Source organism: Nesterenkonia sp., from assembly GCF_029265375.1.
Classification (GTDB): Bacteria; Actinomycetota; Actinomycetes; order Actinomycetales; family Micrococcaceae; genus Nesterenkonia.
The window spans coordinates 47,141-59,234 of record NZ_JAJUJJ010000018.1 but is presented as its reverse complement, the minus strand read 5'-3'; the positions used below and the strand labels follow the sequence as shown (position 1 = coordinate 59,234).

10 protein-coding genes are annotated in these 12,094 nt (G+C 67.7%); 2 read left to right on the top strand and 8 right to left on the bottom strand.

All coding sequences use genetic code 11. The features are described 5' to 3' along the window. Positions 1–63: 63 nt before the first annotated feature. A complete protein-coding gene (locus tag Q1K09_RS08815) occupies positions 64–789 on the top strand; it encodes a hypothetical protein (RefSeq protein WP_300344807.1) in 726 nt (241 codons plus the stop codon). Here Q1K09_RS08815 and Q1K09_RS08810 read toward each other — a convergent pair. The 8 genes from Q1K09_RS08810 to Q1K09_RS08775 form a co-directional block, all read right to left on the bottom strand. Beyond that, positions 753–3,146, bottom strand: a complete 2,394-nt coding sequence (locus Q1K09_RS08810; protein ID WP_300344805.1) for a bifunctional (p)ppGpp synthetase/guanosine-3',5'-bis(diphosphate) 3'-pyrophosphohydrolase — start codon at positions 3,144–3,146, stop codon at positions 753–755. The two genes, Q1K09_RS08815 and Q1K09_RS08810, sit on opposite strands and share 37 nt — an antisense overlap. A gap of 56 nt (positions 3,147–3,202) precedes the next feature. Next, positions 3,203–4,354 carry a protein translocase subunit SecF gene (secF, locus tag Q1K09_RS08805; RefSeq protein ID WP_300344803.1) on the bottom strand — a complete coding sequence of 384 codons (1,152 nt, stop codon included), beginning with the start codon at positions 4,352–4,354 and terminating at the stop codon, positions 3,203–3,205. Beyond that, positions 4,354–6,261 carry a protein translocase subunit SecD gene (secD, locus tag Q1K09_RS08800; protein ID WP_300344801.1) on the bottom strand — a complete coding sequence of 636 codons (1,908 nt, stop codon included), beginning with the start codon at positions 6,259–6,261 and terminating at the stop codon, positions 4,354–4,356. Before secD ends, secF begins: the two co-directional genes overlap by 1 nt. Before the next feature lie 9 nt (positions 6,262–6,270). After that, the gene (yajC, locus tag Q1K09_RS08795; RefSeq protein ID WP_300344799.1) at positions 6,271–6,621 is read right to left on the bottom strand and encodes a preprotein translocase subunit YajC; all 351 of its coding nucleotides are present in this window, start codon (positions 6,619–6,621) and stop codon (positions 6,271–6,273) included. Positions 6,622–6,681: 60 nt separating this feature from the next. Next, positions 6,682–7,749, bottom strand: coding sequence for a Holliday junction branch migration DNA helicase RuvB (gene ruvB / locus Q1K09_RS08790; protein ID WP_300344797.1), 1,068 nt, complete (start codon positions 7,747–7,749; stop codon positions 6,682–6,684). Then, entirely contained in the window at positions 7,746–8,393 is a 648-nt protein-coding gene (gene ruvA / locus Q1K09_RS08785; RefSeq protein WP_300344795.1) for a Holliday junction branch migration protein RuvA, read from the bottom strand. The genes ruvB and ruvA overlap by 4 nt, the downstream gene beginning before the upstream one ends. Positions 8,394–8,477: 84 nt before the next feature. Then, a complete protein-coding gene (gene ruvC / locus Q1K09_RS08780) occupies positions 8,478–9,167 on the bottom strand; it encodes a crossover junction endodeoxyribonuclease RuvC (protein ID WP_300344792.1) in 690 nt (229 codons plus the stop codon). Between the two features lie 7 nt (positions 9,168–9,174). Continuing rightward, positions 9,175–9,936, bottom strand: coding sequence for a YebC/PmpR family DNA-binding transcriptional regulator (locus tag Q1K09_RS08775; protein WP_300344789.1), 762 nt, complete (start codon positions 9,934–9,936; stop codon positions 9,175–9,177). Positions 9,937–10,026: 90 nt separating this feature from the next. Here Q1K09_RS08775 and Q1K09_RS08770 point away from each other — a divergent pair, with 90 nt between their 5' ends. Continuing rightward, the gene (locus Q1K09_RS08770) at positions 10,027–12,045 is read left to right on the top strand and encodes a M3 family metallopeptidase (protein ID WP_300344787.1); all 2,019 of its coding nucleotides are present in this window, start codon (positions 10,027–10,029) and stop codon (positions 12,043–12,045) included. Positions 12,046–12,094: the final 49 nt, after the last annotated feature.

Genomic DNA, 12,094 nt, shown 5'->3' with positions numbered 1-12,094 from the left:
CGGTAATCCACAGATCCACGCTGCAGCCTTGAGCTCGATGCGCACCGGGGCCAGGCTGGAGGCATGCAGAGCACAGCATCAGCGATGACCGGCATCTACCGGCCCGGCTATCCGTTCAGCGGCGCCGAGCTGCAAGTCATGCGCGCCGAGGGCCTGCTGCGTCCGATGCTCGCCGACGTCTACACCGAGCAGCAGCTGCCTGACACCCCGCAGACGCGCGCGACGGCCGCCTCCGCCCTGCTGAACCGCACGCTGCGCCGCTGCGCGGTGCTGTGCGGAGAGACCGCCGCCTGGGTGCACCTGGGTCGGTGTGCCCCGGCGAAGATCACCGTCATCACCCCGGGGGTCTACCGCCGTCCCACCCGTCAGCGGTGGCAGATCCACCAGGTGCCGCTGGCCGAGGGTGAGGCAGAAGCCTGCGGCCCGCTGCCGGTCACGGTTCCGCTGCGCACCGCAGCCGATCTCTTCCGCGGCATCGGCACCCTGACCTCGCAGCGCAGTCTGGATCTGATGGATGCAGACAGCCGCGACGAGCAGCTCGGCTACTGGCCGGAGGCCGCAGACCCTCTTCGACCGGACCGCAGTCAGATCTGCACCGCCGCAGAGACTGGTCAGAACCCCGCTGAGCATCGAATGCAGCTGATCGGCGAGCTGGCCCATCAGGCCGGATTCGGGGCCGAGGAGCTGACCGAAGCGGTGCTGGCGCATCGGTCCGCCGCCTCCCGCGCAGAGGCCGTCGAGCAGACCGCCGCTCAGTGCGTCTCTCGGCGCTTGCCCACTGTCCGGTAGACGTCATAGACCCCGTCGATGCGCCGCACCGAGTTCAGCACGTGGTTCAGATAGCGCGGGTCTCCCATCTCGAAGCTGAACCGGGAGATCGCGACCCGGTCGCGGGAGGTGTGGACCGTGGCGGAGAGAATATTGACCTGAGACTCGGCGAGGGTGCGGGTGACGTCGGAGAGCAGAGACTTCCGGTCGAGAGCCTCCACCTGGATCTCCACCAGGAAGACGGAGCTCTTCGTCGGCGCCCACTCCACCTCCACCAGGCGGCCGGGCTCCTGCCGGAGCTGCTGCACATTGCGGCAGTCGGCCCGATGGACGGAGACGCCCTGCCCGCGGGTGACGAACCCCTCGATCTCATCAGGCGGTACGGGAGTGCAGCACCGCGCGAGCTTTGCCAGCACATTGCCTGCACCCTTGACGATGACTCCCGCATCGCAGTACTCGGCCCGTCGAGGGCCCGCCGAGGTGATGGGAGTGGTGTCGTGCTCCTCGGACTCCTCGTCCTCCGTGTCGAACAGCGCGGTGAGATGCTCGATCACGTTCTGGGTGGAGACGTGATCCTCCCCCACCCCAGCATAAAGTCCAGAGATGTCGTTGTAGTGCAGCTGCTGGGCCACGCTGAGCAGCACATCCGGGTTCATCACCTTCTGCAGCGGCAGGTTCGACTTCCGGATCGCCTTGGTCAGCGCCTCCTTGCCGCGCTCGATGGACTCCTCACGCCGCTCCTTGGAGAACCAGTGGCGGATCTTGTTCCGCGCACGGGCCGACTTCACAAAATGGATCCAGTCATTGGAGGGGCCGGCGCCCTCAGCCTTGGAGGTGAATATCTCCACCCAGTCGCCGTGCTGCAGCTCGGAGTTCAGCGGGACCAGCTTCCCGTTGACCCGTGCGCCGATGGTCTTATGGCCCACATCGGTGTGGATCGCGTAGGCGAAGTCCACCGGGGTGGCCCCGGCCGGCAGGGAGATGACCTCCCCCTTCGGGGTGTAGACGAAGACCTCGCGAGCGTTGATCTCGTAGCGCAGCGAATCCAGGAACTCGTCGGGGTCCTTCGTCTCGGACTGCCAGTCCACCAGGGAGCGAAGCCAGCTGATGTCTTCGGTGGCCTGCGACTGCTGGGTGGCTCCGGCCCCGGCGGCAGCAGCAGGTGCGGCGGATCCAGCCTCGCTCGGCGCGCTGGACTGCTGATGCTTGTACTTCCAATGCGCTGCCACACCGTATTCGGCGCGACGGTGCATCTCGTAGGTTCGAATCTGGACCTCCACCGGCTTGCCGGAGGGCCCCAGCACCGTGGTGTGCAGCGACTGGTACATATTGAATTTCGGCATCGCGATGTAGTCCTTGAACCGCCCAGGCAGAGGGTTCCACCGCGCATGCAGGGTGCCCAGGGCCGCATAGCAGTCCCGCACCGAGTCCACCAGCACTCGCACGCCCATCAGATCGTGGATGTCGTCGAACTCTTTTCCACGGACGATCATCTTCTGGTAGATCGAGTAGTAGTGCTTGGGGCGGCCCGTGATCGTGGCAGCAATACTGGCCGAATTCAGATCATCGGCGATGGTGCTGCGCACTTCGGAGAGGAACTTCTCCCGCTGCGGCGTCCGGTCGCCCACCAGACGCACGATCTCCTCATACACCTTCGGATACAGCGCGGCGAAGGAGAGGTCCTCCAGCTCCCATTTGATGGTGTTCATCCCCAACCGGTGCGCCAGCGGGGAGAAGATCTCCAGAGTCTCCTTGGCCTTCCGGGCGCTGGAGGCCGCCGGCACATAGCGCCAGGTGCGGGCATTGTGCAGCCGGTCGGCCAGCTTGATCATCAGCACCCGGATGTCCTTGGCCATCGCCAGGACCATCTTGCGCACGGTCTCAGCCTGAGCCGCATCGCCGAACTTCAGCTTGTCCAGCTTGGTGACCCCGTCCACCAGCAGCGCGATCTCATCACCGAAATCCGCAGTCAGCTGCTCCAAGGAGTAGTCGGTGTCCTCCACGGTGTCATGCAGCAGAGCGGCCGCCAGAGTGGAGCCGTTGAGGCCGAGCTCGGCCAGAATGGTGGCCACTGCCACCGGGTGGGTGATGTAGGGGTCGCCGGACTTGCGCTTCTGATCCCGGTGGTGATGCTGGGCCACCTCGAAGGCCCGGCGGATCAGGGGAAGATCGTCCTCGGCGTCATTGGCGCGCATCGCACGCAGCAGCGGTTCCAGCAGCGGAGAGTCGCCCGAGCTGGTCAGCGAGCCGACCGAGCGTCCGCTGCGAGCCCCAGCTCCCGGCGCAGCACCGCCCGGCTCAGCCGCTCCGGGCGCAGGTTCAGCCGCGGCGGCAGCCGCTGCCGCCTGGTGCATGGCCCGTGCGCCCTGGTCGCTCACCTGAGTAGTGCCTGCTCTCCCACCGACGAAATTCCTTTAAATGTGTAAGGAATAGTCTAACCGCTGCGGCCGTCAGAGGCCGAAGCGGGCCCTTCACCGGTGATGATGATTTCGTAGCCGAGGTCGTCGTCCTCAGGCTCTTCGTCCTCAGGCTCCGGCAGCGGCGGGAAGGAGGTGGGCCTGCCGTCATCGTCCAGCGGGGTGCCCGAATAGGTCACCCCACCGACTCCGCGCTCCTGACGCAGCGCCAGGACCTCCTCGGTATGGGCAGTGATATCCCGGTCTCCCCGACGCATCCGCGCATACAGCGGAGCCTGGACGAAGATGGTGGCGATGGTGCCGACAATGATGCCGGTGAACAGCGCCAGCGCGATGTCCCGCAGAGTTCCGGCGCCCAGCAGCCAGGAGCCGATGAACAGAATCGCGCCCACCGGCAGAATGCCCACCACCGAGGTGTTCACCGAACGCACAAGCGTCTGGTTGATAGCCAGGTTCACCCGTTCGGTGAACGTCTGATCCTTCTGCTCCTGCAGGCGCTCGACATTCTCACGAATCTTGTCGAAGACCACCATCGTGTCGTAGAGCGCATAGGAGAGGATGGTCAGGAACCCGATGATCGCACTGGGCGTCACCTCGAAACCTGTGGCCGAGTAGATCCCCACGGTCACCACCACCACAAAGCCCAGTCCGGCGATGGCGGCCAGGGACATCTTCCAGGTGCGGAAGTAGAACGCCATATACAGCGTCACCAGCGCCAGGAAGATCGCCAGGCCCACCATCATCTGCTGCGAGACGTGCTCGCCCCAGACCGGGCCGATGAACTGGGAGGAGACCTGCTCAGCGGAGACCTCGTAGGCCTCCTGCAGCGCCTCGGCGACCTGCAGCGTCTGCTCGTCGTCGAGCTGACTGGTCTGCACCCGCATGGTCCCGGGGGCAATATTGGTGACCGTGGCCTCTTGGCCCGCCGTGTCCTGCACGGCCTCCTCCCCCAGGCTCACCTCAGTGTTCTCGGTCTGGGAGATGGTGAATTCGCTGCCGCCGGTGAACTCGATGCCCAGGTTGAAGCCGCCGCGGAAGAACGGAATGGCCACGGAGGCGATGATCAGCACAGCGGCCAGCGCGAACCACAGATTCGAGCGCTGGATGAAGGGATAGGAACGCTCACCGGTGTAGAGCTGATTGCCTGCCTGAGCGAATCCTGCGGCCATCAGCGATCACCCCCCGGAGTGGTGGAGGAGGGTTCGGCCGAGGCATCCTCGGTCTGCTCGCGGCGCGCGGTTGCGGCCTCGCGGGCTCGACGGCGCTCGGCAATGGTCATCTGGGCCCACTCCTCTTCTGGGATATCGGGGAGCTCCTCAGAGCGGTCGGCGGCCGCCGAGTCACGATCGGGCCGCGCGCCGTCCTCACCCTCGCGCGCCGAAACCATCCGACGGTGGGCGAAGCGTCCGGCACCGCGGTAGAGCACGTCCACGCCGAGCTCCCTGGCGCTGAGCCCGGAGAACGATTTTCCGGCGGCGAAGAATCTGCGGCGGGCCAGCAGCTGCATCAGCGGGTGGGTGAACAGGAAGACCAGAATCACATCGATCAGAGCGGTCAGGCCCAGGGTGAAGGCGAAGCCGCGCACATTGCCCACCGCCACCAGATACAGCACGACGGCGGCCAGCACGTTGACAGCCTTGGAGGCCAGAATGGTGCGCCGGGCGCGCGACCAGCCGGCTTCGACCGCCCCGGCCAGGCTCCGGCCTTCACGCAGCTCGTCCTTGACGCGTTCGAAGTAGACCACGAAGGAGTCTGCGGTCAGTCCGATGGAGAGGATGAGACCGGCGATGCCGGCCAGCGAGAGCCGGTAGCCGTCGCTCCAGCCCAGCAGCGAGATGGCCCACCAGGTGATCACTCCCACCACCACCAGGGAGGGGATGGTGACCGCCAGGGCCAGCGCACGGTATTGGAAGACGGCATAGCCGGCGGTCAGCAGCAGGCCGATGACTCCTGCCAGCAGACCCATGCGCAGCTGGTCGGCGCCGAGGGTGGCGGAGATCTGCTGCTCGGACTCGATGCTGAAGGAGATCGGCAGCGACCCGTAGCGCAGCTGCTCTGCCAGCTGCTCTGCCTCCTGCTCGGTGTAGCCGCCGGTGATGCGGGCATTGCCGTCAGTGATCGGGGAGCGCATATTCGGTGCGACGATCACATGACCGTCCAGAACGATTCCGAAGCGATTCTGGGCCTCGCCCTCCGGGTATCCGTAGAGACGGGTGGAGGACTCCCGGAACAGCTCGGTGCCGGTGGAGTCGAAGTGCACCACCACTTCATAGGCACCGGTGGGAGTACCGCCCGGCGACTGTTCGGAGCCCCAGCTGGCGTCCTCGATATGCTCACCGTCAACATCCACGGGTCCGAGCAGGAACTTCTCGCCGCGGGTCGGGTCACAGGTGATCAGCGGCTCGTCCGGGTCCTGCGCCTGGCGCTGCTCCATGGAGAGCTCGCTGCTGCACTCAAAGTTGGCGAACTCGGCTGCCAGCTCGGGGGTGATCCAGTTCAGGTCAGAGTTGTGCTCAGGCTCGCCCTCGGGCTCGGGGAAGTCCTCCGGCTCAGCCGGCTCCTCATCCTGCTGCTGGTCCTGCTCGCGCTGAGCCTCAAGCTCCTCCTCCAGCTGGGCGAACTCCTCCTCACTGAGCTCCTCCCGCTGGGCGTCGAGCATCATCTCATCCAGGTACTCGGGGTCGGTCTCGGCCCGCAGCACGGGGCGGAACTCCATATCCGCCGGTGCCTGGATCAGCTCACGGGTCTCCTGGTCGGGCACGCCCGGCAGGTTGACCACGATGTTCTCCGAGCCCTGTACGGCGATCTCGGCTTCCGCCACGCCGGTTCCGTCCACGCGCTGGCGAATGATCTCCACCGCCTGGTTGAGCTGTTCGTCGTCGATCTCCTCCCCCGGCTCGGCTTCGGGAGAGAGCACCATCTGGGTGCCGCCTTCGAGGTCCAGCGCCAGCAGTGGAGCCCATTGGGCGCGCCCCTGCTGCACACCGTAGGCCAGCACGCCGCCCATGGTGATCAGCAGCAGGACCAGGACCACCAGCGCGGCGCGGGCCTTGCGGACGGGAGGGGAAGCAGCCATGAATACCGGTCAGTCGTCCTCGTCGCTCTGCTGGCCGGCAGCCGGGGTCAGGACCTGCTGGACCGCGCCGAGCAGGAAGTCCACTCGGTCTCCGTTGGAGAACTCCAGGGTGACGCGCTGGCGCTCCTCATCGCGGGCCACCACAGTGCCCACCACGCCGCCGGCGGTGAGGACCTCGGCTCCGATCACCGCTGAGCTGTGCGCCTCCTGCTGGGCCTGGCGCATCTTGCGGTTGCGCCGGAAGGTCATGAATACCAGCAGGGCCAGCAGGGCAAACATCACCACCAGCAGCAGTCCGCCGCCAGCCGGTTCGCCCGCCGCGCCCCCGGCGAGAATCTGGGTCAGAAAGGTGTCAATCACAACCGGCAAGACTAGCAGGTAAGACCTGATGCTCACCGATCAGAGTGCTCACCGCAGCCGTCATTCGTCCCATAGCGTAGCGGTGCCGGCACTGTCCTCGGCGCGCTGCGGAGGTGTGAGACCCAGGTGCTCCCAGGCGGCTCCGGTGGCGATCCGGCCGCGGGGGGTGCGCGCCAGCAGGCCTTCGCGCACCAGATACGGCTCGGCCACGGTTTCGACGGTCTCAGTCTCCTCGCCCACCAGAACTGCCAGGGTGGACAGCCCCACCGGTCCCCCGCCGAATTTGGTGCACAGCGCCTGCAGCACTGCGCGGTCCAGCCGGTCCAGGCCCAGGGAGTCCACCTCATAGGTGTCCAGCGCCTTGGAGGCCGCCTGCTGGTCCACCTGGTCGACGCCGTGGACCAGGGCCCAGTCGCGCACTCGGCGCAGCAGACGGTTCGCGATCCGCGGTGTGCCGCGTGAGCGAGAGGCGATCTCGGCGAACCCGGCCTCGGTGACATCCATGTCCAGCATGCCCGCGGACCGGCGCAGCACCTGCTGCAGCTCCTCGGCGCTGTAGTACTCCAGATGCCCGGTGAAGCCGAAGCGGTCGCGCAGCGGTCCCGGCAGCAGACCTGCGCGCGTGGTGGCGCCCACCAGGGTGAAGGGCGGAAGCTCCAGCGGGATCGAGGTGGCGCCTGCGCCCTTGCCCACGATGATGTCCACCCGGAAGTCCTCCATGGCCATGTAGAGCATCTCCTCGGCCGGGCGGGACATGCGGTGGATCTCATCGATGAACAGCACCTCTCCCTCGGTGAGGGAGGAGAGGATGGCGGCGAGGTCTCCGGCGTGCTGGATGGCTGGGCCGGAGGTGATGCGCAGGGCTGCGTTCATCTCTGCGGCGATGATCATCGCCAGGGTGGTTTTGCCCAGGCCGGGGGGCCCGGAGAGCAGCACGTGGTCAGCTGCGGCGCCGCGCATCGTCGAGGACTGCAGCACCAGGGAGAGCTGAGCCCGCACTGTGGACTGACCCACAAAATCACCCAGCGCCTTCGGCCGCAGCGCCGCCTCCAGCGCCTTCTCCTCGGCGGCCGGCGCGCTGTTGACCAGCTGACGGTCCTCAGGCTGCTCTGCCGGTGTTGAGCTCATCGGCTGCCGCCTCCGGCGGCCCCAGCCGCCTTGGCCGACCCGAGGGAGCGCAGCGTGGTGCGCAGCACCGTGGCGGTGTCCGCCTCGGCCAGCTCAGGCGCCTGCTGCAGGGTGGCGTCCACTGCGGCGGCCGCGTCCTTCTCCGTCCAGCCCAGCGAGGTCAGCGCGGAGCGAACCTCGGCCACCGTGGAGGAAGCAGGCTCCGGACCGGCCGCTGCCCCGTTCTGGGTCTGCTCCGGCTCGATGACCAGCTTTCCGGCCAGCTCCAGCAGAATCCGCTGGGCGGTCTTCTTGCCGATGCCTGGGACCTTGGTGAAGGCTGCGGTGTCGGAGGTCTGGATGGCGCGCCGGACGTCGTCGGGGGTGTGCACGCTGAGCACTGCCAGGGCAAGCCGCGGCCCCACCCCGGAGATCCCCAGCAGGGTGGTGAAGATCTCCCGTTCGTCGGCGTCGGCGAAGCCGAACAGCAGCGGTGCCTCATCCTGGCGGGGCACAAAGCTGGTCTGCAGAAAAGCAGCTCCCCCGCTGCGCAGGGTGCCCAGCGTGGCTGGAGTGGCGAAGACGGTCAGCCCGAAGCCGGAGACCTCCACCACTGCATGGTCTAACCCCACGTGGAGCACATCGCCGCGAATACTGGAAATCATGGGTGTATCCCCTCACCGTCTGCTCACAGAACTAGAACGTATCTTCGACCACTGTAATCGGTGGCCGTGAGGTCTGCGGCGCATCTAGCGGCGTGCGGCGCGTCTTTCGGCCTCCTGCCACGCACGCTGGGCCGGCGTGAGTCCATCAGGCTGCGCGTCGGCGGCACGCTGCAGCGCAGTCCGCGCGCCCTGGTGGGTCTGCGTGCTGGCGGTCATGCTGAACGCTGCCCCCACCCCGGAGCGCCATCCGTGGCAGATCGCCACGGCGTAGGCATCGGTGGCGTCCACCGGCTTGGGGCGGCCGGGAAGGCCCAGGATGCGCTGGACCATCCGGGCCACTGCGTCCTTGTCGGCCCGGCCGTCGTCGGTCACCGCAGCCTTCACCTCGGAGGGCGTGTGCCAGGCTACGGGAATGCCGCGCGCCGCCGCGGCGGCGATGATCACCCCGGAGGCCTGGGCGGTGGCGATGGCGGTGGGCGCATTGTTCGCGGAGAAGACCCGCTCGACGGCGACCACATCGGGTGCGAAGCTGTCCAGCAGCTCCTCCGCGGCGCGCTGGATCGCCAGGATCCGTTCGGCCAGATCCTGATCGCTGCGGGTGCCTTTGACCTCCACATGCACCGAGCTTCCGGTGCGGTTGGGCAGCATCTCCACCACCGCGAATCCGCACCGGGTCAGTCCGGGGTCCACCCCCAGAATCCGCTGCGGAGCGGTCTGTGCGGCCCGGGAGGCCCCGGCAGAGCCGCCCAGCGCCGCAGCCGGCCGCGGGGTCATGGCGGCCTCAGCCCTCGGCGTTGAGCGCCGCCAGAGTTTCAGCGCTGAGGTCGGCGTTGGTGTGGATGCTCTGCACGTCGTCGAGGTCATCCAGAGCATCATGCAGGCGCAGGAACTTCTTGGCGTCGTCGAGCTCCAGGTCCACGGAGATGTCGGAGATGAACGCGACCTCGTCGGAGTCATAGCTGATCCCGGCCTCCTGGAGTCCGGTGACCACATCGCGGAGATCTCCGGGCTCCGAACGGATCTCGAAGTTCTCCTCGTTCTCGAAGACCTCCTCCACGCCGGCCTCCAGAACCGCTGCGAGCACATCGTCCTCGGTGACGCCGTCGGACTTGGGCACAGTCACCACGCCCTTGCGCTGGAACATATAGGCCACCGAGCCCGGATCCGCCACAGTGCCGCCGGCGCGGGTGACCGCAGTGCGCACCTCAGCGGCCGCGCGGTTGCGATTGTCGGTCAGGCACTCCACCAGCAGCGCCGATCCGGCCGGTCCGCGGACCTCATAGGTGATCTCCTCATAGTCCACGGCCTCGCCGGTGAGCCCCGCGCCGCGCTTGATGGCGCGGTCGATGTTGTCATTGGGCACCGACTCCTTCTTCGCCTTGGAGACCGCCAGGTCCAGCGCCGGATTGCCGGCGGGGTCAGGGCCGCCGTTGCGCGCCGCCACTTCGATCTGCTTGATGTAGCGAGCGTTGATCTTGGCGCGCTTGGCATCCACGGCCGCCTTGCGGTGCTTGGTATTGGCCCATTTGGAGTGGCCGGCCATATCTCTCCTCGTGATCGAAGGCGATACGTCGTTGCATCAGGCAACGACTCTGTAGTCTGTCTCCAGGCTACTAGCAGGAGGGAGCTCACCGTGGCATCAGCCCCGTGGACGCGCACTGTGGACTACGGATATCCGGATATGACCACCGTCGACGACGGCGCCTGGGGGCCGGCCCGGCAGGGCGCCATGGCGACCCAGCGGGAGGAGGTGGCCGCCATTGCTGAGTGCCCCGAGCCTGCCACGGTGGAGAATGTGCTGCACCCCCTGGCCCGCTCGGGGCGGGAGCTGGACAGGCTTATGCGGGCCTTCGGCGCGGTGACGGCCGCTGACGGCACTGCGGCCCGCCAGCAGGTGCGTGCCGAGGCGGCCCCGGAGATCGCCGCCCACACCGACTGGCTCACTCTGCACCCGGGCCTGTACGCACGTCTGGAGGAGCTGCAGGCGCGCATCGATGCCTCGGAGGTCGAAGCCACCGCCGAACAGCGCTGGTACCTGCGGCATCTGCTGCTCACCGCATCGGCCGCCGGAGCCGGGCTGGGCGATTCCGAGCAGTCCGCGCTCAAGCGGCTGAACCAGCAGCTGGCAGAGCTGGAGACCGCCTACTCCCGCCTTCAGGTGCGCGAGGCGGCTGAGGCCGCGGTGCTGGTGGACACTGCGGAGGAGCTGGCGGGCCTGAGTGAGGCACGAATCTCCTCGGCACGCGCCGCCGCGCAGGCCGCCGGCCATGACTGCGGGTATCTGCTGACGCTGACTATGCCGGTCCAGCAGGCGGTCCTGGCCTCCTTGGAGGACCGCGAGACCCGGCGCCGGGTCCATGCCGCCTCCGTGGGGCGCGGCACGCTGAAGGACGAGCAGGGGCGCACCACCCGGCAGATCGGCGCCCAGATCGCCCTGCTGCGGGCGGAGAAGGCCCAGCTGCTGGGATGTGCGAACTATCTGGAGTCTGTGCTGCCGCTGCGCACCGCTGAGAGCCGGGAGTCCGTGGAGTCGCTGCTGCGCCGCATCGCTGCCGGAGCCGCCGACCGCGCGCGGGAGGAATGCCGGCGTGTGGCCGATCACCTCGGCCTGGGCCAGGACATGCAGCCCTGGGACGTCAGCTACGGGCTGGCACGAGTCCGCAGCACACTGGACCGGTCTGAGGCCGGCGAGGACATCAGCGTCGAAGAGGGGCTGCGGCGCCTGGCCGAGGCCGCGCGCCGGGTCTACGGGATCACCATGGTGGAGCGCGATGACCTGCCCAGCTTCGTGCCCGGAGCCCGCAGCTTCGAAGTCTTCGACGGCGAGCCGGGAGCCCCCGGCGAGGGACTGGGCCTGTATCTGCTGGACCTCTACACGCGTGACACCAAGTCCGGCGGCGCCTGGATGAATGCATTCTCCGTGCCGTCGTCGTTGGCGGGTTCCCAGGCGGTGGTCACCAACAACCTCAACGTCGCTCCCCCAGCCGAAGGGCAGCAGCCGGTGCTCACCCCGGCGGAGCAGAAGACTCTGTTCCACGAATTCGGCCACGCACTGCACGCACTGCTGGCTCGCGCCGAGTTTCCGCAGCTCTCAGGCACTGCTCTGCCTCGGGACAATGTGGAGTTCCCCTCCCAGGTCAACGAGGTCTTCCAGGAGCTCTTCTCCTCCCCCGTGCGGCCCGGAGCCGAGCCGGCTGCTGACGAGCTCTGGGGCAAGGGGTGCTCCACCGCTGAGCATGTGGCCGCAGTGGTCATCGACCTCGGGTGGCACACCCTGAGCGTGGTACAGGCGCGGGAGGCCGCCGTCGACCCGGAAGGCTTCGAGCAGCAGGTGCTGGCAGCCTGGGGGCTGGACCTGCCCCTGGTGCCTCCGCGGTATCACGGCGGATTCTTCAAGCACATCTTCGCCAGCGCCGGCTATGCGGCCGGCTACTACTCCTATCTGTGGGCCGAGGTCCTGGCCAAGGATGCCAGCGAATGGTTCCGCGAGGTGATGCACGACGCCGAGGCGCTGGCCGCCCGCGGGGATCACTTCCGGGCCGAGCTGCTCTCCCGGGGCAATACTCGCCCGCCGCTGGAGTCCTTCCGCGCCGCCCTGGGCCGCGAGCCGGACCCAGCTCCGCTGCTGCGCAGCCTCGGACTCCAGGCGTAATCGCCAAGCACCCGGAGTCGGGCTGTCACACCCCGCAACCGGTCGCCCC